Consider the following 19,469-nt stretch of genomic DNA (forward strand, 5'->3'; position numbering starts at 1 on the left):
AAAATGTCAATGCTGGCACGTAAAAACTATCGCGGCGCCAGCTCGTTCAAGTGGCGGGCGACTGCAATCCATGCACCGATATACCCCAACAACACTGCTCCGATCAAGAGCGACAGACCATCGGAAGCTGGAACGCCGCCCAGGGCGAAGTCACTGCCATACAGCCCGGAAAGCCCTACCACCGCCTCGTTCAGCCAGTTCAGGCCAAATGCCAGGATGCCCCACGCCAGCAGGCCTGCGCCCAGGCCATACAGGGCGCCCATGTACAGGAACGGCCGGCGCACGTAGGCGTCGGTGCCGCCGACCAGCTTGATCACTTCGATCTCGATACGACGGTTTTCAATGTGTAGACGAATTGTGTTACCGATTACTAACAGCAGGGCAGAAATCAGCATCACGGCCAGGCCGAAGACGAAGCGGTCACCCAGCTTGAGGATGGCTGCCAGGCGCTCGACCCAGACCAGGTCCAGTTGCGCCACATCAACCCGCGGCAGCTCCGACAGGCGCTGACGCAAGGCGTCCAGGGCCGGCTTGTCGACCTCGGTCGGGGTTACCACCACCACACCCGGCAGTGGATTGTCTGGCAGTTCGCGCAAGGCCTCGCCCAGGCCGGACTGCTGCTGGAACTCCTCCAGGGCCTGCTCGGGGCTGACATACTGGGCGTCCGCCACGCCAGGCATGCCCTTGATCTCGTCGCGCAGCGCTTCGCCATCGCGGCTGCCGGCATCAAGCTTGAGGTACAGCGAAATCTGCGCAGCGCGCTGCCACGAACCGCCAAGCTGCTCGACGTTTTTCAGCAACAAGGACAGGCCCATCGGCATGCTCAGCGCCACGGCCATGACCAGGCAAGTGAAGAAGCTACCGATTGGCTGCTTGCCCAGGCGGCGCAGGCTGTCGGCCAAGCTGGCACGGTGGCTTTCCAGCCAGGCATGCAGCAGGGTGCGGAAGTCGGGGCCATCATCGTCTTCACCGCGTTTTTTCTTCGCAGGTTGCGGATCGGCCGGTTTCGGTGCGACCCGCTCGGAAACCTTTGGCGTACGTGTCGTGCTCATTGCCCGGCCTCCCCATCGCCGATCAAGCGGCCGCGTTGCAAGGTCAGCATGCGGTGGCGCATGCGCGCGATCAATGCCAGGTCGTGACTGGCGATCAATACCGTCGTGCCCAGGCGGTTGATGTCCTCGAACACGCCCATGATCTCTGCAGCCAGGCGCGGGTCGAGGTTACCGGTGGGCTCGTCGGCCAGCAGCAGAGCCGGCTGGTGCACGATGGCGCGGGCGATACCCACGCGCTGCTGCTGCCCGGTTGAAAGGTCGGCCGGAAACAGCTCGCCCTTGTCGGACAGCGACACGCGCTCCAGCGCCGAGTCCACGCGCTTGGCGATCTCGAGCTTGGACAGGCCGAGAATCTGCAGCGGCAAGGCAATGTTGTTGAACACGGTGCGGTCGAACAACAGCTGGTGGTTCTGGAACACCACGCCGATTTGCCGGCGCAGGAACGGGATTTGCGCATTGCTGATCTGGCCCAGGTCCTGCCCTGCCAGCATCAGCTTGCCGCTGGTCGGGCGCTCCATGGCCAGCAACAGGCGCAGCAAGGTGCTCTTGCCAGCGCCCGAGTGACCGGTGACGAACAGGAATTCGCCCCGGCGCGCCCGGAAACTCAGCTCATGCAACCCCACATGACCGTTGGGATAGCGCTTGGCAACCTGCTCGAATCGGATCATGGTCAATCTCGCTCGGCGAACAGAGCCTTGACGAACGGCTCGGCTTCGAAGGTACGCAGGTCGTCGATGCCTTCACCGACGCCGATGAAGCGGATCGGGATGTTGAACTGCTTGGCCAGGGCAAAGATCACCCCGCCCTTGGCAGTGCCGTCCAGCTTGGTCAGGGCCAGGCCGGTCAGCTCGACGCTCTGGTTGAAGTACTTGGCCTGACTGATGGCGTTCTGGCCGGTGCCGGCGTCAAGCACCAGCAGCACCTCGTGCGGCGCCTCAGCGTCGAGCTTGCCGATGACCCGGCGGACCTTCTTCAGCTCTTCCATCAGGTTGTCTTTGGTGTGCAGGCGGCCGGCAGTGTCGGCGATCAGCACGTCAACACCACGGGCCTTGGCGGCCTGCACGGCGTCGAAGATTACCGAAGCAGAATCGGCCCCCGTGTGCTGGGCGATCACCGGAATCTGGTTACGCTCACCCCACACCTGCAACTGCTCGACCGCGGCGGCGCGGAAGGTATCACCGGCAGCCAGCATCACCTTCTTGCCTTCCAGTTGCAGCTTTTTCGCCAGTTTGCCAATAGTGGTGGTCTTGCCGGCGCCGTTCACGCCAACCACAAGGATCACATAGGGTTTGTTCTGGGCCTGTACGTTCAGCGGCTGCTCGACCGGTCGCAGCAGCGCAGCCAGTTCTTCCTGCAACGATTTGTACAGGGCATCGGCATCGGCCAACTGCTTGCGCGCGACCTTCTGGGTCAGGTTCTGGACAATGGCCGAGGTAGCTTCCACACCCACGTCGGCAGTCAGCAGGCGCGTCTCGATTTCGTCGAGCAGGTCGTCGTCGATGACCTTCTTGCCGAGGAACAGGCTGGCCATGCCCTCGCCGATGCTGGCACTGGTCTTGGACAGGCCTTGCTTGAGGCGCGCGAAGAAGCCGGGCTTGGCCTGTTCGACGGGTGCAGCAACAGGGGCTGCCGGGACGGGTACCGCGCGTTCCGGGATTGCGGGCGGTGCTTTCGGCTCCAGGTCCGGCACCAGGGCCACGGGCTCTTCGGCAACCGGCAGCACCAGGTTGCTGACCGGCGTGGCGGCCTCGACAGGGGCAGACTCGACAGGGGCTGCCTGCAAGGGCATGGACGCGATCGGCTGCGGTGCAGGTGCCACCAGCGGCCGGGATGCAACCGGCTCGGGCTCAGGCGCCTGCAATGGCTGGGACGCAACCGGTTCAGGGATGGGGGCCTCGACTACCGGGGGCCGGACGGGTGCGGCGACCGGCTGCGGCTCAGCCAGCTGGGGGGCAGCAGGGGCCTGAACGGGTGCGGGGGCCTGTGGCGCTTCAGCGGCAGAGCCCTCGACCGGAGCGGCTGCAGACGGCTCGACAGCGGGGGCTTCATCCGCGGGCACGCCCGCTCCCGCAGGTTGCTGCGGCTTCTTGCGAAACCAGCTGAACAGGCCTTTCTTCTCACCAGCCTCGGCCGGCGCTTTTTTGTCGTCGTTGGAACCAAACATGGAAGACGGCTATCTCAGGGTAGCGATAGGCCAGCTATGGCCAATCGGGAATTCTCTCTACGCAGAACAGACTATCTTGAAGCCGGCTGGTTCATGCGCAACGTTTTGACTTAGTGTCCTGTGGGCCAGAACGGCGACAGGCATGGTCGCCAGGCAACCGGATCAGTATCCTAGCACCTCCTGGCCCGCCGACGCTAAACCCAGCGGGCCGCCGAACAGGTTAAACACCGTATGAACGCTCTAGCCCGCCGCGCCGCTGGCCTGTTGCTCGGCACGCTCTGCCTGCCGCTGGCGGCCTTCGCCGCCGATGTGCAACCCACCCACGAATTCATCCTCGACAATGGCCTGAAGGTCGTGGTCCGCGAAGACCATCGCGCCCCGGTGGTGGTCTCGCAGATCTGGTACAAGGTCGGCTCCAGCTACGAGACCCCGGGCCAGACCGGCTTGTCCCATGCGCTGGAACACATGATGTTCAAGGGCAGCGCCAAGGTCGGCCCCGGCGAGGCCTCGCGCATTCTGCGTGACCTCGGCGCCGATGAAAACGCCTTCACCAGCGACGACTACACCGCCTATTATCAAGTGCTGGCCCGCGACCGCCTGCCGGTAGCCCTGGAGCTGGAGGCTGACCGCCTTGCCAGCCTGCGCCTGCCTGCCGACGAGTTCAGCCGCGAAATCGAGGTCATCAAGGAAGAACGCCGCCTGCGCACCGACGACCAGCCCAATGCCAAGGCATTCGAGCTGTTCCGCGCCATGGCCTACCCGGCCAGCGGCTACCACACGCCGACCATTGGTTGGATGGCCGACCTGGAACGCATGAAGGTCGAGGAACTGCGCCACTGGTACGAGTCCTGGTACGCCCCCAACAACGCCACCCTGGTGGTGGTCGGTGATGTCACCGCCGCCGAGGTCAAGGGCCTTGCGCAGAAGTACTTCGGCAATATCCCCAAACGCGCCGTACCGCCAGCCAAGCTGCCTCTGGAGCTGGCCGAACCGGGTTGGCGCCAGTTGACCCTGCACGTACGAACCCAGCTGCCAAGCCTGATCTATGGCTTCAACGTGCCCGGCCTGCCAACCGCCAAGGACCCTCGAACAGTGCATGCCCTGCGCCTGATCTCGGCACTGCTCGACGGCGGCTACAGCGCCCGCATGCCGGCCCGCCTGGAGCGTGGCCAGGAACTGGTGGCCGGCGCGTCGTCCAGCTATAACGCCTTCACCCGCGGCGACAGTCTGTTCCTGATCTCGGCGACGCCGAATGTGCAGAAGCAGAAAACCCTCGCCGACGTCGAGAAAGGCATCTGGCAGCTGCTTGACGAACTCAAGAGCACGCCGCCCAGCGCCGAGGAGCTGGAACGCGTACGCGCCCAGGTCATCGCCGGCCTCGTCTACGACCGCGACTCCATCAGCAGCCAGGCCACCACCATCGGCCAGCTGGAAACCGTCGGCCTGTCCTGGAAGCTCATCGACAGCGAACTGGACGAGCTCAAGCGCGTCACCCCGCAGGACATCCAGAGCGCCGCGCGCACCTACTTCACCCGCGAACGCCTGAGCGTTGCCCATGTACTGCCCGAGGAGTCCGCTCATGAGTGATCGCCGCGCACCACGCCCAACCCTGCTGGCCACGGGCATTCGTGCCCTGGCGCTGGCGGCAGTGCTGGCCGCTCCGGCCATGGCCGATAACGCTGCCAAGGCCGACAGCAGCGCAGCCCGCCCGGCCAACACCTTGCAGTCGCTGGCCGAACTGAATGGCAAGGCACCCAGCCGGCGTCAGTTGAACATCCAGCACTGGAACACCGCCGAAGGTGCCCGGGTGCTGTTCGTCGAGGCCCGCGAACTGCCCATGTTCGACCTGCGCGTCACCTTCGCTGCCGGCAGCAGCCAGGACGGCGACACGCCAGGCCTGGCCGCGCTGACCAACGCCATGCTCAACGAGGGCGTGGCCGGCAAGGACGTCACCGCCATCGCCGAGGGCTTCGAAGGCCTGGGCGCAGACTTCGGCAACGGCTCTTACCGCGACATGGCCGTCGCCTCGCTGCGCAGCCTCAGTACCAAGGACAAGCGCGAACCGGCCCTCAAACTGTTTACAGAGGTGGCGGGCAAGCCGACGTTCCCCGAGGATGCCCTCAAACGCATCAAGAACCAGATGCTGGCTGGCTTCGAATATGAGAAGCAGAACCCCGGCAAGATCGCCGGCAAGGCCCTTTTCGGCAAGCTCTATGGCGACCACCCCTACGCTCACCCAAGCGACGGCACCGCAGAGAGCATCACAGGCATAAGCCTTGCCCAACTGCGCGCGTTCCACGCAAAGGCCTATACCGGCGGCAATGCGGTAATCGCCCTGGTCGGCGACCTCAGCCGTGCAGAGGCCGAAGACATTGCCGCCCAAGTGTCTGCCGGCTTGCCCAAGGGCCCTGCACTGGCCGCACCAGCCCAACCCACAGACGCCAAGGCCGGCCTGACCCACATCGACTTCCCGTCCAAGCAGACCCACCTGATGCTGGCCGAACTGGGGATCGACCGCCAGGACCCGGACTGGCCAGCCCTGTCGCTGGGCAACCAGATCCTTGGCGGTGGCGCCTTCGGTACCCGGCTGATGAGCGAGGTGCGAGAGAAGCGCGGCCTGACCTACGGCGTTTACTCGGTATTCAGCCCGATGCAGGTACGCGGCCCGTTCATGATCAACCTGCAAACCCGTGCCGAGCTCAGCGAAGGTACGCTGAAGCTGGTGCAGGGCATTCTCGCCGACTACCTGAAGACGGGCCCTACCCAACAGGAACTGGACGATGCCAAGCGTGAGCTGGCCGGCAGCTTCCCGCTGTCCAATGCCAGTAATGCCAGCATCGTTGGCCAACTGGGCGCGATCGGCTTCTACAACCTGCCGCTGACCTGGCTGGAGGACTTCATGCAACAGTCCCAGGCCCTTACCGTCGAGCAGGTCAAGGCAGCCATGAACAAACACCTGTCAGCCGATAAACTGGTGATCGTCACCGTGGGCCCGAACGTGCCACAAAAACCGCTGCCAGCACCCACTGACAAGCCCTCCGAGCAACCGCTCGGGGTACCGGAGCACTAATGCCAAGATCCACCCCTCCCGCCCGCCCGCAAGCGGGCCAAAGCAAGGGCCAGGGCCACCTGCGCATCATCGCCGGCGAGTGGCGCAGCCGCCGCCTGGCGGTGCCGGATGGCGAAGGCCTGCGGCCAACGCCTGACCGCGTACGCGAAACCGTATTCAACTGGCTGGCACCCTACATCGAGGGTGCCCGCGTGCTGGACGCCTTCACCGGCAGTGGTGCCTTGGTGCTCGAAGCCCTGTCCCGTGGGGCCGAGGACGCCGTGGCGCTGGACAGCAACCCTGCGGCCATCGCCAACCTGAAGAACAACCTCGAAATCCTGCGCTGCCCTCGCGGGCAAATTCTGCAAACCGACGCCCTGCGCTACCTGCAAGGCCCGGCCAAGCAGCAGTTCGATGTCGTGTTCCTCGACCCCCCGTTCCACCAGGACCTGCTGACCAACACCTGCAACATGCTGGAGCAGCATCAGTGGTTGAGCGAGCAGGCATGGGTTTACACCGAAAGCGAAGCGGCACCCTCGACCTTGCAGTTGCCAGGTAACTGGCGCCTGCACCGCGAGAAAAAGACCGGCCAGGTGCACTACGCACTCTGGCAGCGGGGCTGATTACCCACCGGGTGGGGCGTACTTAGTTACCGCCCCCACCTGCGCCATGGTTGAAGCTGGACCTTCACTTCCACCAATGGCGCAGGTACTGCGGCACTGTTTCGTGGCAATCTAGATGGGCACATCATGAGCCACCCAGCATGCCCAGCCCCAACGCTACATTCCGCCCGGCCATCGGCCTGTCCAATCCCCACCTGCAAACCTTGTGGGGGCCACTCTGGCGCAAGCTGCCTGAGCTGCAGCGTGACCGCGAGCGACTGTGGCTGGCCGACGGCGACTTCATCGACCTGGACTGGCATGGCCCGCACCAACCCCATGCGCCACTGGTACTTGTGCTGCATGGGCTGACCGGCTCGTCTCACTCGCCGTACGTGAAGGGCTTGCAGCAAGCGCTGCAAGATCGCGGCTGGGCCAGCGTGGCAGTGAACTGGCGGGGCTGTTCAGGCGAGCCCAACCTGTTGCCGCGCAGCTACCATTCCGGCGCCAGCGAAGACCTGGCGGAAATTGTCAGCCATCTTCGCGCCCAGCGCCCGCTGGCGCCGCTGTATGCAGTGGGTTATTCGCTGGGTGGCAATGTACTGTTGAAATACTTGGGTGAAAGCGGCGTCGCCAGCCAACTGGAGGCGGCGGTTGCAGTGTCGGTACCCTTTCGCCTGGACCACTGTGCCGACCGTATCGGCCAGGGGTTCTCCAAGGTGTATCAGGCGCATTTCATGCGCGAGATGCTGGCGTATGTTCAGCTCAAGCAGCGGCACTTCCACGACCAGGGCCAGCATGAACAGCTGGCGACACTGGAACGCCTGGGCCAACTCACCAACTTGCGCACATTCTGGGACTTCGACGGTAAAGTCACTGCACCGCTCAATGGGTTTCGTGATGCGCATGACTACTACCGCCGCTCATCCAGCCACTTCTTCCTTGGCCAGAACCGCACACCAACGCTGATCATCCATTCCAGCGATGACCCCTTCGTGTCCAGCCACAGCCTGCCGACGGCCCGTGAACTGTCACCACAGACCCGCTTCGACCTGCATGACCGCGGTGGGCATGTGGGCTTTGTCGATGGCAGCCTGCGAAATCCGGGGTACTACCTGGAACGACGGATTCCGCAGTGGTTGGTGGACGGTAGCTAGCCTCGAATGCGTAAAGGCTGCCCGCTCCACAGGAATTCAACCTGGTCTGCTTACTCGCCCGTGGCCACGGCATGCTGGGGGTTGTTGATCCACTCGCTCCACGACCCCGCATACAGCTTGCCCAGCGGGTACCCCGCCAGCGCCATTGCAAACAGGTTATGGCAAGCGGTTACCCCAGACCCGCAATAAGACACCAACTGCTCTGGCGCCCGTCCACCCAGTTTTTCGGCAAAACGCTGCTTAAGCTGATCCGCCGGCAAAAAACGCCCGTCAGCCCCCAGGTTGTCGGTAAACGCCGCGCACTGGGCCCCGGGAATATGCCCTGCCACCGGGTCGATCGGCTCCACTTCACCGCGAAAACGCGGCAAGGCACGCGCATCGATCAAGGTCAGGTCTGCACTGCCCAGGCGCTTGCCCAGATGGTCGGCATCGATCAGCAGCTTCGCGTCAGGTTCACCACTGAAAGTGCCCTCACGTTTGGGCGGCGGGTCCAGGCTCAACGGCAGGTGCGCTGCGTGCCAGGCCTTCAGGCCACCGTCGAGAATCGCCACACCGCTACGCTTGCCCAGCCAGACCAGTAGCCACCAGGCGCGAGCGGCAAAGGCGCCGGGGCCGTCATCGTACAGCACCACCTCGCTGTCATTGTCCAGGCCCCAGCCTTGCAGGCGTTCGACCAGCCGCTGGGCATCGGGCAATGGGTGGCGCCCGGTGCGCCCCTTGCTGATCGGCCCACTCAGGTCACGATCGAGGTCGGCAAAATGCGCCCCGGCAATATGCCCCTGGGCATAGCTGCGCTGGCCATAGTCCACATCCTCGAGGGCAAAGCGGCAGTCGAGGATCACCAACTTGGGCGAGCCCAGACGCTCGGCCAACTGCTGCGGGGTGATCAATTGCGCAAGGGGCATGACAATCTCCTGATCGATGGCACTAGGGCCCTGGGCTAGTGCTCCAGGGCCTGGTTGAACGGTACATGGAATTCCTGACACAGCGCGTCCACGGCAGGACGGGCATTGTCGGTGACGAAACCGAGCTCCAGCACCAGCACCTGATAGACGCCGCGCTTGAAGGCTTCTTCACCCAGGTGCGCGGAATGTTCACGCGTGGTGCTGAGAAAACGTACCCATGATGTCAGCACGATCCAGGCGTTGATGGTCAGCGACTCGATCTGCGCCGGCACCATGGCCAGGATGCCCGCCTCGACGAAGCCGCGGTAGATCGCCTGGCCCTGGCGCAGGCAGCGTTCGGAAAAACGCCGGTAACGGGCGGCCAGTTCGGCATCGCTGTCCAGCAGATGCTCCAGGTCACGGTGCAGGAAGCGGTAGTTCCACATCGCCGCCAGCAAGGCCTTGAGGTAGAAGCGCTTGTCTTCCACGGTTGCCGCGCGGCCCTGCGGCGGGCGCAGAAAGCTGTCCACCAGCGCTTCGTACTGACTGAACAACAGGGCGATGATCGCCTGCTTGTTGGGGAAGTGGTAATACAGGTTGCCGGGCGAGATTTCCATGTGCGCGGCAATGTGGTTGGTACTGACACTGCGTTCGCCCTGCTGGTTGAACAGCTCCAGGCTGTTCTGCACGATGCGCTCTCGGGTCTTCATGCGCGGGGCCATGCTCAGCTCCCAGTCTGCGGGCTTTCATCAAAGGGTTATCTTACGGCGTATTACAGATGGAATGCACCGTTGAACGACATGGAAAAATTCGCACCATGGTACACATTAGAGTATAGGCTCTAGGCAACCCCGGCCCGGACTCGACATCACCATGAACTCGCCCAGTGCCTTGCCCTCTCTGCAATTCGACCTCGACCTCGCAACGACGTTCGCGGCCCAGCGCCTGGCCTTTGCCGGTAACCCGCTGCCACCAGCGGCGCAGCGGCGCCAGTGGCTGAAACGCCTGCGTGAAGCATTGCTGAGAAGCCAGGCAGAACTGATCGAAGCCATCAGCCAGGATTTTGCCGGGCGCAGCGCCGACGAGACCTTGCTGGCCGAACTGTTACCGTCGGTGCAGGGCCTGCGCCACGCCGAAAAGCACTTGCAAAGCTGGATGCGCCCCCGCCGACGCCGCGTCGGTCTGGCGTTCCAGCCGGCCAGCGCACAGGTGCGCTATCAACCCTTGGGCGTGGTCGGCATCATCGTGCCGTGGAACTACCCGCTATTGCTCGCCATTGGTCCGTTGACCTGCGCCCTGGCTGCCGGCAACCGGGTCATGCTCAAGCTTAGCGAGGCCACACCCGCGACTGGCCTGGCCCTACAGCAACTGCTCGAGCGAGTGTTCCCCACAGACCTGGTCAGCGTTGTGCTCGGTGAGGTCGAGATGGGCCAGGCCTTCGCCCGCCTGCCTTTCGACCACCTGTTGTTCACCGGTGCCACCAGCGTGGGCCGCCAGGTGATGCAGGCTGCCGCACACAACCTGACCCCGGTCACCCTGGAGCTGGGTGGCAAATCCCCCGCTATTGTTTCTGACGATGTGCCGCTGGACAGCGCCGCCGAGCGCATCGCTTTCGGCAAGACCCTCAACGCCGGCCAGACCTGCGTCGCCCCCGACTACGTACTGGTGCCACGCGAACGGCTGCCCGCCTTCAGCGACGCCTACCAGCGCGCTGTGCACCGACTGTACCCGCGTATTGCCGACAACCCCGATTACACGGCCATCATCAACCCGCGCCAGTTGCAGCGTTTGCAGCACCTGCTGGACGATGCCCGCGCCAAAGGCGCGCAAGTACTCGACTTGTACCCAGGCGAAACCCCTCAGGGCCGGCGCCTGCCGCCACACCTGCTGCTGGACGTGAACGACAGCATGCAGGTGATGCAAGACGAAATCTTCGGTCCGCTGTTGCCGCTAGTGCCTTATGACGGCATCGACCAGGCCTTGGCCTACATCAACCAGCGCCCACGCCCACTGGCGCTGTACTTCTTTGGCTATGACCGCCGCGCCCAGGAGCATGTGCTGCGTCACACCCACTCCGGCGGTGTGTGCCTGAACGACACCTTGTTGCATGTTGCCCAGGACGATCTGCCCTTCGGCGGCATCGGCCCTTCAGGCATGGGCCACTACCATGGTCAGGACGGTTTCCTGACCTTCAGCAAGGCCAAGGCGGTACTTGCCAAACAACGCTTCAACGCCGCACGGCTGATCTACCCGCCTTATGGCAAAGCCTTGCAGCGCCTGGTCTACAAACTGTTCATCCGCTGAGGATCGCACCATGCACCGCCGCGACCTGCTGCGTTTCAGCCTCGGCGCCAGTGCTTTTCTGGCGGGTGCCAGCCTGGTGGGGTGCAGCGTGCAAACAGCCGCGACCGGCTATCAGATACTGCGTGATGACGACCTGCCACTGCTGCGTGCGCTGATCCCGGTGGTCCTGGCCGGTACACAGGCCACTGAGGCATCGGTGTTGCGCAGCCTCGACAACAAGCTGGCGGCGTTGTCGCCGGAAATGCTCAAGCTCACCCGGCAATTGTTCGACGTGCTCAGCCTGCCGCTGACCCGCGGCCCGCTGACCGGCGTCTGGGGCAGCTGGGGCCAAGCTGGCGCCACGCAGGTCACGGCGTTCCTGCAGCGTTGGCAGGACAGCTCGCTGAACCTGCTACGCATGGGACACGCCTCGTTGCTGCAACTGCTGCAAATGGCCTGGTACGAACGCCCCGAATCCTGGGCAGACTGCGGTTACCCGGGGCCACCGAAAATCTGAAAACAACAAGAGCATCGCCAATGCCTGTCCCCGACCCGTTTCGCCAAGGCCTCGAACGCGGCTGGATCACCCACGACGCCTCGCGCCTGGAGCACGACCTGTTTCTGGAGGCCGACATTGCCGTGATTGGCAGTGGTGCCGGCGGCGCCACCAGCGCGCAGATGCTCAGCGCTGCCGGTTTCAAGGTACTGCTGATCGAAGAAGGCCCCCTGAAAACCAGTAGCGATTTCCACCTGTTGGAGAGCGAAGCCTACGCAAGTCTGTACCAGGAAGGGCTAGGGCGCATGAGCAAGGATGGCGCCATTACCATCCTGCAGGGTCGCGCCGTGGGCGGCTCCACGCTGGTGAACTGGACATCGAGCTTTCGTACCCCGCCGCAAACCCTGGCGCACTGGGCCTCGGTCCATGGCGTGAACGGTTTGGGCGAGGATGAACTGCGCCCCTGGTTCGAGCGCATGGAGCAGGAGCTGGGCATCAGCCCTTGGGCCTTGCCGCCGAATGCCAACAACGATGTGCTGCGCCGGGGCTGCGAACAGCTGGGCTACCGCTGGGCGGTGATCCCGCGCAACGTGCGCGGCTGCTGGAACCTGGGCTACTGCGGCATGGGCTGCCCGGTGAACGCCAAACAATCGATGCTGGTGACCCGTATACCCGCCACCCTCGAGCAAGGCGGCGAACTGCTGTACCTGGCGCGGGCCGAGCGCTTCACCCACAACGGCGAACGCATTCAGAGCCTGACATGCCAGGCCATGGACGCCCAAGGCGTACACCCCACCGGCAGGCAGGTCAGCGTGCGGGCACGCCATTTCCTCCTGGCCGGTGGCGGTATCAACAGCCCGGCCCTGCTGCTGCGCTCTGCCGCGCCCGACCCGCACGGTCGCCTGGGCAAGCGAACCTTCCTGCACCTGGTCAACTTCAGTGCGGCGCGCTTCAGCGAGCGTATCGACCCCTACCATGGCGCCCCGCAGTCGATCTACAGCGATCACTTCCAGTGGCAAGGCGGCGCAGACGGTCCGGTTGGCTACAAGCTGGAAGTACCGCCGCTGCACCCGGCCCTGGCCAGCACCCTGCTGGGCGGGCACGGCCCCGAGAATGCCCAGCGCATGGCCGAGCTGCCACATACCCATGTGATGCTGGCGCTGCTACGCGATGGTTTTCACCCCGAAAGCCCTGGCGGGGCCGTGGAACTGCGCGGCGATGGTTCACCCGTGCTCGATTACCCGGTCACCGACTACCTGCGCGATGGCTTGCGGCGCGCCTACCGCAGCATGGCGCACGTGCAGTTCGCCGCTGGCGCCACCCAGGTAACCCCGGTGCACGGCGACGCCAGCGCCGCCTCTAGCCTGGAACAGGCCCTGGCCATGATCGACAAACTGCGCCTGGAACCCTTCCGCACGCGCTTGGGCAGCGCCCATGTAATGGGCGGCTGCGCCTTCGGCGAAGATCCGCGTCAGGCGGTGTGCGACAGCCTGGGGCGCCATCACCAGCTGGAAAACCTGTCGATTCACGACGGCTCGCTGTTCCCCACCAGTATCGGCGCCAACCCGCAGTTGTCGGTGTATGCCATCAGCGCCAGGCTCAGCGAAGCACTGGTCAGTCGCCTGGCACACAGCGCATGACAACGAACATGGCCCCTGTCTATAGTGCCATCAGTCGGCCGCATGACTTGGCCGGGGCGCCGTCGCTGCGCTACCATCCGACTCCCCAACGCACTCCAGCCAGGATGACGCGATGAACCGAGTGTTGTACCCGGGTACTTTCGACCCCATTACCAAAGGCCATGGCGATCTGGTCGAGCGCGCTTCGCGGCTATTCGACCACGTGATCATCGCGGTGGCGGCCAGCCCCAAGAAAAACCCCTTGTTCCCACTGGAACAACGGGTTGAGCTCGCCCGTGAGGTCACCAAGCACCTGCCCAATGTCGAAGTCATCGGCTTCTCTTCCCTGTTGGCGCATTTCGCCAAGGAACAGGGCGCCAACGTCTTCCTGCGAGGCCTGCGTGCGGTGTCCGACTTCGAGTACGAGTTCCAGCTGGCGAACATGAACCGGCAACTGGCCCCCGATGTCGAGAGCCTGTTCCTGACGCCGTCGGAGCGTTATTCGTTCATTTCCTCGACCCTGGTCCGGGAGATAGCTGCGCTGGGCGGTGACATCAGCAAGTTCGTCCACCCGGTGGTGGCCGACGCACTGACTGAACGCTTCAAGAAGCAAGCCTGACGCCTGATTGTCGCGCCCGCGTGCACTGCGGGCGCGAATGCGGCACAATTGTGCCCATTGCGTTGAACATGCCCGGGCTGTGAGCCCCGGCCGGAGCCCCCATGTCCCTGATCATCACCGACGATTGCATCAATTGCGACGTCTGCGAACCCGAGTGCCCGAACGAGGCTATCTCCCAAGGCGAAGAGATCTACGTGATCGACCCTAACCTGTGCACCCAGTGCGTAGGCCATTACGACGAGCCGCAGTGCCAGCAGGTCTGCCCGGTCGACTGCATCCCACTGGATGAAGCGCACCCGGAAACCGAAGAACAGCTGATGGCCAAGTATCGCCGAATTACTGGCAAGGGCTGAGCGCGGCTGTACGTTGTGAACGCGGCCGCTCCCGCGTTCAGCGCTGGCAGCGCGGGCAGTAAACGCTCGCCCTCTGCCCCAGCTTCACTTCGCGCAACTCGGTGCCGCATACCTTGCACGGCTGCCCGCCACGCCCGTACACAAACAGTTCCTGCTGAAAGTACCCCGGCTGCCCGTCGCCACCGATAAAGTCGCGCAGGGTGGTACCGCCCTGCTCGATAGCCGCCGCCAGCACCCGCTTGATCTCGGTCGCCAGCTTCAGGTAGCGCGCCCTGGAAATCCCGCCCGCCGCCCGGCGCGGGTCGATACCGGCGGCAAACAGCGCCTCTGTGGCGTAGATGTTGCCCACCCCCACCACCACCGCGTTGTCCATGATGAACGGCTTGACCGCCATCGACCGCCCGCGGGACAGCTGGAACAGCCGTTCACCGTCGAACAGGTCGGTCAACGGCTCAGGCCCCAGGCGCAGCAGTAGTTCATGGTTCAGAGGGTCCAGGCTCCACAGCATGGCACCAAAGCGGCGTGGGTCGGTGTAGCGCAGCATCAGCCCGGACTCCAGCTCGATGTCGACATGCTCATGCTTGGCCGCCGGCAAGCCCAGCTCGACCAGCCGCAGGTTGCCCGACATGCCCAAGTGGCTGATCAGCGTACCCACTTCGGCATTGATCAACAGGTACTTGGCGCGTCGCTCCACGCTGACGATGCGCTGCCCTGACAGGCGTACATCGAGGTCTTCCGGAATCGGCCAGCGCAGGCGCCGGTCGCGTACTACCACACGGCTGACGCGCTGGCCTTCCAGGTGTGGCGCAATACCGCGCCGGGTGGTTTCTACTTCTGGCAATTCCGGCATGTGTCAGTGTCCGCCCAACTCGCGAATGTTCTGCTTGAGGTTTTCGAAATCGTATTCCGACAAACCAATGTAATCGAGCACCAACGGGCCGACCACATTCCATTCGTGGTCCACCACCTGGTTGCCCAGCACACGGTAGGACGCGCAGATATGCTCGGCCATCTTCAGCACCGCCAGCAGGTTTTTCAGCTGGCTCTGGGTATTGCGCGAGGTGTCGTCGCGGAACACGGCCAAGGCATTGTGGTGGTTGGCGATAGCCGCACTGAGGTGCTCGGGCAAGCGCCAGGATTTGGCTGTGAAGTAGCCGACCACTGAATGGTTGGTGTTGAACGTGCGGTTCTCGGTATCGACCACGCGTGTTTCTTCGTCGGCCGTGGCGTATGCCTCTTCCAGCACATCCATGTAATTGGGGAAGCGCTTGAGCATCAACGGCACGCCACAGTCATGGAAGAGACCAAGGGTATAGGCCTCGTCCGCCGCCTGTACGCCGGTTCGCTTGGCCAGCGTCAGGCAGGTCATCGCGACGTCCTGGGCGGTATCCCAGAAGCGGTTGAGGGTAACGATGGTCTCGTCACTCATCTCGCCCTTGATCGACTGGGCGTTGATCAGGTTGATGATCGAACGGCTCCCCAGCAGGTTCACCGCACGCTGGATCGAACCGATCTTGTTGGACAAGCCGAAGTGCGCAGAGTTGACCAGCTTGAGCAAGGCGCCAGACAGGCCCGGGTCCTGGGAAATCAGCTTGGCGATGGTTTCCAGGTCTGGGTCAGGCATGTACTGCTCGAACTGCAGATCGACCATGATCTGCGGTTGAGGCGGGATGGTGATGCCTTGCAAGGCTTGCTGGATCTGTTCGGCGCTGAGTTCTTGGGACATACGTACACACTCGTTTAGGACGGGGGATTTTAACCCTCTAAGCGCCCCCCGGCACCAGACCTGAAAAGCTAAAGCACTGCAGACACGCTATAATCCCGCTCTTTTTCCCGGAGCGACGTCATGTCCCTGCCCAGCCTTCGCCTCAAAGCCAATGCCGACCGCCGCCTGCGCGCCGGCCACCTGTGGGTCTACAGCAACGAAGTCGATGTCAGCGCGACCCCTCTGCAAGGCTTCCAGGCGGGTCAGCAGGCCATTCTCGAGGCAGCCAACGGCAAGCCGCTGGGCATCGTCGCACTGAGCCCGAACAACCTGATCTGCGCCCGCCTGCTGTCACGCGACATCAAGCTGCCGCTGGACAAGTCGCTGCTGGTACACCGCCTGAACGTCGCCCTGTCGCTGCGCGAGCGCCTGTTCGACCAGCCGTGCTACCGCCTGGTCTACGGTGACTCCGACCTGCTTCCAGGCCTGGTGGTCGACCGATTCTTCGATATCCTCGTGGTGCAGCTGGCCTCGGCCACCATGGAAGCGCACAAGGATGACGTGATCGCCGCACTGGTGCAGGTGCTCAAGCCCAGCGGCATCCTGTTCAAGAACGATTCCGCTGCGCGCGACGCCGAAGGGCTGCAGCGCTATGTCGAGACCGTCTACGGCGAAGTGCCGGACTGGGTGCCGCTGGAAGAGAACGGTGTCAAGTTCGAAGCCCCGGTGCGCGAAGGCCAGAAGACCGGCTGGTTCTACGACCACCGCATGAACCGCGCGCGCCTGGCACCGTACGTGAAGGGCAAGCGTGTACTCGACCTGTTCAGCTATATCGGCGGCTGGGGCGTACAGGCCGGTGCCTTCGGCGCCAGCGAAGTGTTCTGTGTCGATGCCTCGGGCTTTGCCCTGGACGGCGTGGAGCGTAACGCTGCACTGAACGGCATCAGCGAGAAGCTGACCTGCATCGAAGGCGACGTGTTCGAAGCCCTGCGCGAGCTCAAGGCGGCCGAAGAACGCTTCGACGTGATCATTGCCGACCCACCTGCCTTCATCAAGCGCAAGAAAGACCTGAAAAACGGCGAAGCGGCCTACCGTCGCCTGAACGAGCAAGCCATGCGCATGCTGAACAAGGACGGCATCCTCGTCAGCGCCTCGTGCTCGATGCACCTGCCCGAGGACGACCTGAACAACATCCTGCTGACCAGTGCCCGCCACCTGGACCGCAACATGCAGCTGCTCGAGCGAGGCGGTCAGGGCCCGGATCACCCGGTACACCCGGCCATCGCCGAAACCCGCTACATCAAAAGCATCATCTGCCGGTTACTGCCGAACAGCTGATATCTGCCAAAAAGGGCCGCCCAGCGGCCCTTTCCTGCCGCAATCCCCCCGCCAACCATCCACATCTGCATTCCCTCGCCGCGCCAGCGGTGTAGAATCGGCCTATTCATCGCCAGTCATCCCCGGCGGGTTTATGAGCTCTGGTCAAGCACGCGGCGATCCCGCGCCGTCTTGGCCCCATCCGTGCCAGTGGCAACCGGCCTGCGGCGCAAAGGACAAGAGAAGCTCACTCCCCTATTTGTGACCTGATTAAGCCGCCAGGAGTGTTTCATGCCTGATTATCGTTCCAAGACTTCCACCCAAGGCCGCAACATGGCCGGCGCCCGTGCCCTGTGGCGCGCCACCGGGATGAAGGACGAAGACTTCAAGAAACCGATCATCGCCATCGCCAACTCGTTCACCCAGTTCGTACCGGGCCATGTGCACCTGAAGGACCTGGGCCAGCTGGTGGCCCGCGAAATCGAACGCGCCGGTGGCGTGGCCAAGGAATTCAACACCATCGCGGTCGATGACGGCATCGCCATGGGCCACGACGGCATGCTGTACTCGCTGCCAAGCCGCGAAATCATTGCCGACGCCGTGGAGTACATGGTCAATGCGCACTGCGCTGACGCCATCGTCTGCATCTCCAACTGCGACAAGATCACCCCCGGCATGCTGATGGCCGCCCTGCGCCTGAACATCCCGGTAATCTTCGTTTCCGGCGGCCCGATGGAAGCCGGCAAGACCAAGCTGGCCAGCCACGGCCTGGACCTGGTCGATGCCATGGTCATCGCGGCCGACTCCACGGCCTCCGACGAGAAAGTCGCCGAATACGAGCGCAGCGCCTGCCCGACCTGCGGTTCGTGCTCCGGCATGTTCACCGCCAACTCGATGAACTGCCTGACCGAGGCCCTGGGCCTGGCCCTGCCGGGCAACGGTTCGACCCTGGCCACGCACGCTGACCGCGAGCAGCTGTTCCTCACGGCTGGCCGCACCATCGTCGAACTGTGCAAGCGCTACTACGGCGAGAATGACGAGTCGGTACTGCCACGCAGCATCGCCAACTTCAAGGCATTCGAAAACGCCATGATGCTGGACATCGCCATGGGCGGTTCGACCAACACCATCCTGCACCTGCTGGCCGCCGCACAGGAAGGTGAAGTGGCGTTCGACCTGCGCGACATCGACCGCCTGTCCCGCAAAGTGCCGCAGCTGTGCAAAGTGGCGCCGAACATCCAGAAGTACCACATGGAAGACGTCCACCGTGCCGGCGGCATCTTCAGCATCCTCGGTTCGCTGGCCCGTGGCGGCCTGCTGCACACCGACCTGCCGACCGTGCACAGCCGCAGCATGGAAGAAGCCATCGCCAAATGGGACATCACCCAGACCGATGACGAAGCGGTGCACACCTTCTTCAAGGCCGGCCCTGCCGGTATCCCGACCCAAACCGCATTCAGCCAGTCGACCCGTTGGGAAACCCTCGACGACGACCGTGAAAACGGCTGTATCCGCAGCTTCGAACACGCCTACTCGCAAGAGGGCGGCCTGGCCGTGCTGTACGGCAACATCGCACTGGATGGCTGCGTGGTCAAAACGGCCGGTGTGGACGAGTCGATCCACGTGTTCGAGGGCACCGCGAAGATCTTCGAAAGCCAGGACAGCGCCGTGCGCGGCATCCTCGCCGACGAGGTGAAAGCCGGCGACATCGTCATCATCCGCTACGAAGGCCCGAAAGGCGGCCCGGGCATGCAAGAAATGCTGTACCCGACCTCGTACCTCAAATCCAAAGGCCTGGGCAAGGCCTGCGCCCTGCTCACCGACGGCCGCTTCTCAGGCGGTACCTCGGGCCTGTCGATCGGCCACGCCTCGCCAGAGGCCGCAGCGGGCGGTGCCATCGGCCTGGTGCGCGACGGCGACAAGGTACTGATCGACATCCCTAACCGTTCGATCAACCTGCTGGTCAGCGATGAAGAGCTGGCGCAACGCCGCGTCGAGCAGGACAAAAAGGGCTGGAAGCCAGCCGAGGCCCGTCCACGCAAGGTGACCACTGCACTCAAGGCCTATGCGCTGCTGGCCACCAGTGCCGACAAAGGCGCAGTGCGTAACAAGGCGATGCTCGAAGGGCTCTGAGGTGCTTTTAGCGTGAAATAAAAACCGGCGCCCCTGGCG

General features: G+C 63.8%; 18 protein-coding genes. 11 read left to right on the forward strand and 7 right to left on the reverse strand.

All coding sequences use genetic code 11. The features are described 5' to 3' along the window. Positions 1-26: 26 nt before the first annotated feature. From ftsX to ftsY, 3 genes are read right to left on the reverse strand one after another with little or no spacing between them, the layout of a single operon-like run. Entirely contained in the window at positions 27-1,052 is a 1,026-nt protein-coding gene (gene ftsX, locus LVS58_RS01910; RefSeq protein WP_233689662.1) for a permease-like cell division protein FtsX, read from the reverse strand. Next, the gene (gene ftsE / locus LVS58_RS01915; RefSeq protein ID WP_176684769.1) at positions 1,049-1,720 is read right to left on the reverse strand and encodes a cell division ATP-binding protein FtsE; all 672 of its coding nucleotides are present in this window, start codon (positions 1,718-1,720) and stop codon (positions 1,049-1,051) included. The genes ftsX and ftsE overlap by 4 nt, the downstream gene beginning before the upstream one ends. Before the next feature lie 2 nt (positions 1,721-1,722). Then, positions 1,723-3,216 carry a signal recognition particle-docking protein FtsY gene (gene ftsY / locus LVS58_RS01920; protein WP_233689663.1) on the reverse strand — a complete coding sequence of 498 codons (1,494 nt, stop codon included), beginning with the start codon at positions 3,214-3,216 and terminating at the stop codon, positions 1,723-1,725. Positions 3,217-3,447: 231 nt separating this feature from the next. Between ftsY and LVS58_RS01925 the strand changes: the two genes are divergently transcribed. The 4 genes from LVS58_RS01925 to LVS58_RS01940 all read left to right on the forward strand — a co-directional run bounded on the left by LVS58_RS01925 (position 3,448) and on the right by LVS58_RS01940 (position 8,021). Further along, positions 3,448-4,803, forward strand: a complete 1,356-nt coding sequence (locus tag LVS58_RS01925) for a M16 family metallopeptidase (protein WP_233689664.1) — start codon at positions 3,448-3,450, stop codon at positions 4,801-4,803. Beyond that, positions 4,796-6,286, forward strand: a complete 1,491-nt coding sequence (locus LVS58_RS01930) for a M16 family metallopeptidase (protein ID WP_233689665.1) — start codon at positions 4,796-4,798, stop codon at positions 6,284-6,286. The genes LVS58_RS01925 and LVS58_RS01930 overlap by 8 nt, the downstream gene beginning before the upstream one ends. Continuing rightward, on the forward strand, positions 6,286-6,888 hold the full coding sequence (gene rsmD, locus LVS58_RS01935) for a 16S rRNA (guanine(966)-N(2))-methyltransferase RsmD (protein WP_233689666.1): 603 nt from the start codon (positions 6,286-6,288) through the stop codon (positions 6,886-6,888). Before LVS58_RS01930 ends, rsmD begins: the two co-directional genes overlap by 1 nt. Positions 6,889-7,028: 140 nt before the next feature. Next, positions 7,029-8,021: a hydrolase gene (locus LVS58_RS01940; RefSeq protein ID WP_233689667.1), complete on the forward strand. Its 993-nt coding sequence runs from the start codon at positions 7,029-7,031 to the stop codon at positions 8,019-8,021. A 50-nt stretch (positions 8,022-8,071) separates the two neighbouring features. Here the strand turns inward: LVS58_RS01940 and LVS58_RS01945 are convergent, their stop codons facing one another. Both LVS58_RS01945 and LVS58_RS01950 read right to left on the reverse strand, forming a co-directional pair. Next, a complete protein-coding gene (locus LVS58_RS01945; RefSeq protein ID WP_233689668.1) occupies positions 8,072-8,926 on the reverse strand; it encodes a sulfurtransferase in 855 nt (284 codons plus the stop codon). 35 nt (positions 8,927-8,961) lie between these two features. Then, positions 8,962-9,627 carry a TetR/AcrR family transcriptional regulator gene (locus LVS58_RS01950; protein ID WP_003249070.1) on the reverse strand — a complete coding sequence of 222 codons (666 nt, stop codon included), beginning with the start codon at positions 9,625-9,627 and terminating at the stop codon, positions 8,962-8,964. A gap of 151 nt (positions 9,628-9,778) precedes the next feature. Between LVS58_RS01950 and LVS58_RS01955 the strand changes: the two genes are divergently transcribed. From LVS58_RS01955 to LVS58_RS01975, 5 genes are all read left to right on the forward strand, one after another. Next, positions 9,779-11,209: a coniferyl aldehyde dehydrogenase gene (locus LVS58_RS01955; protein WP_233689669.1), complete on the forward strand. Its 1,431-nt coding sequence runs from the start codon at positions 9,779-9,781 to the stop codon at positions 11,207-11,209. A gap of 10 nt (positions 11,210-11,219) precedes the next feature. Then, positions 11,220-11,705: a twin-arginine translocation pathway signal protein gene (locus tag LVS58_RS01960; protein WP_233689670.1), complete on the forward strand. Its 486-nt coding sequence runs from the start codon at positions 11,220-11,222 to the stop codon at positions 11,703-11,705. A 20-nt stretch (positions 11,706-11,725) separates the two neighbouring features. Beyond that, the gene (locus LVS58_RS01965) at positions 11,726-13,324 is read left to right on the forward strand and encodes a GMC family oxidoreductase (protein WP_233689671.1); all 1,599 of its coding nucleotides are present in this window, start codon (positions 11,726-11,728) and stop codon (positions 13,322-13,324) included. Positions 13,325-13,436: 112 nt separating this feature from the next. Next, positions 13,437-13,922, forward strand: coding sequence for a pantetheine-phosphate adenylyltransferase (gene coaD / locus LVS58_RS01970; protein WP_010955660.1), 486 nt, complete (start codon positions 13,437-13,439; stop codon positions 13,920-13,922). Between the two features lie 101 nt (positions 13,923-14,023). Then, complete coding sequence (locus LVS58_RS01975) at positions 14,024-14,275, forward strand: YfhL family 4Fe-4S dicluster ferredoxin (RefSeq protein ID WP_003249063.1); 252 nt, start codon at positions 14,024-14,026, stop codon at positions 14,273-14,275. A gap of 37 nt (positions 14,276-14,312) precedes the next feature. On the opposite strand, the gene mutM is transcribed toward LVS58_RS01975, so the two are convergent. Continuing rightward, complete coding sequence (mutM, locus tag LVS58_RS01980) at positions 14,313-15,125, reverse strand: bifunctional DNA-formamidopyrimidine glycosylase/DNA-(apurinic or apyrimidinic site) lyase (protein ID WP_233689672.1); 813 nt, start codon at positions 15,123-15,125, stop codon at positions 14,313-14,315. A gap of 3 nt (positions 15,126-15,128) precedes the next feature. Beyond that, entirely contained in the window at positions 15,129-15,947 is an 819-nt protein-coding gene (locus LVS58_RS01985; protein WP_233689862.1) for an HDOD domain-containing protein, read from the reverse strand. A 174-nt stretch (positions 15,948-16,121) separates the two neighbouring features. On the opposite strand from LVS58_RS01985, the gene LVS58_RS01990 reads away from it, so the two are divergent. Further along, entirely contained in the window at positions 16,122-17,318 is a 1,197-nt protein-coding gene (locus LVS58_RS01990; RefSeq protein WP_233689673.1) for a class I SAM-dependent rRNA methyltransferase, read from the forward strand. Positions 17,319-17,588: 270 nt separating this feature from the next. Next, on the forward strand, positions 17,589-19,430 hold the full coding sequence (gene ilvD, locus LVS58_RS01995) for a dihydroxy-acid dehydratase (RefSeq protein ID WP_233689674.1): 1,842 nt from the start codon (positions 17,589-17,591) through the stop codon (positions 19,428-19,430). Positions 19,431-19,469: the final 39 nt, after the last annotated feature.

The organism is Pseudomonas sp. JR33AA (assembly GCF_021378985.1).
GTDB classification, from domain to species: domain Bacteria; phylum Pseudomonadota; class Gammaproteobacteria; order Pseudomonadales; family Pseudomonadaceae; genus Aquipseudomonas; species Aquipseudomonas alloputida.

Coding starts and splice junctions, on each gene's coding strand:
- ftsX (WP_233689662.1), bottom strand. CDS start 1,052: ATGAGCACGACACGTACGCCAAAGGTTTCCGAGCGGGTCGCACCGAAA.
- ftsE (WP_176684769.1), bottom strand. CDS start 1,720: ATGATCCGATTCGAGCAGGTTGCCAAGCGCTATCCCAACGGTCATGTG.
- ftsY (WP_233689663.1), bottom strand. CDS start 3,216: ATGTTTGGTTCCAACGACGACAAAAAAGCGCCGGCCGAGGCTGGTGAG.
- LVS58_RS01925 (WP_233689664.1), top strand. CDS start 3,448: ATGAACGCTCTAGCCCGCCGCGCCGCTGGCCTGTTGCTCGGCACGCTC.
- LVS58_RS01930 (WP_233689665.1), top strand. CDS start 4,796: ATGAGTGATCGCCGCGCACCACGCCCAACCCTGCTGGCCACGGGCATT.
- rsmD (WP_233689666.1), top strand. CDS start 6,286: ATGCCAAGATCCACCCCTCCCGCCCGCCCGCAAGCGGGCCAAAGCAAG.
- LVS58_RS01940 (WP_233689667.1), top strand. CDS start 7,029: ATGCCCAGCCCCAACGCTACATTCCGCCCGGCCATCGGCCTGTCCAAT.
- LVS58_RS01945 (WP_233689668.1), bottom strand. CDS start 8,926: ATGCCCCTTGCGCAATTGATCACCCCGCAGCAGTTGGCCGAGCGTCTG.
- LVS58_RS01950 (WP_003249070.1), bottom strand. CDS start 9,627: ATGGCCCCGCGCATGAAGACCCGAGAGCGCATCGTGCAGAACAGCCTG.
- LVS58_RS01955 (WP_233689669.1), top strand. CDS start 9,779: ATGAACTCGCCCAGTGCCTTGCCCTCTCTGCAATTCGACCTCGACCTC.
- LVS58_RS01960 (WP_233689670.1), top strand. CDS start 11,220: ATGCACCGCCGCGACCTGCTGCGTTTCAGCCTCGGCGCCAGTGCTTTT.
- LVS58_RS01965 (WP_233689671.1), top strand. CDS start 11,726: ATGCCTGTCCCCGACCCGTTTCGCCAAGGCCTCGAACGCGGCTGGATC.
- coaD (WP_010955660.1), top strand. CDS start 13,437: ATGAACCGAGTGTTGTACCCGGGTACTTTCGACCCCATTACCAAAGGC.
- LVS58_RS01975 (WP_003249063.1), top strand. CDS start 14,024: ATGTCCCTGATCATCACCGACGATTGCATCAATTGCGACGTCTGCGAA.
- mutM (WP_233689672.1), bottom strand. CDS start 15,125: ATGCCGGAATTGCCAGAAGTAGAAACCACCCGGCGCGGTATTGCGCCA.
- LVS58_RS01990 (WP_233689673.1), top strand. CDS start 16,122: ATGTCCCTGCCCAGCCTTCGCCTCAAAGCCAATGCCGACCGCCGCCTG.
- ilvD (WP_233689674.1), top strand. CDS start 17,589: ATGCCTGATTATCGTTCCAAGACTTCCACCCAAGGCCGCAACATGGCC.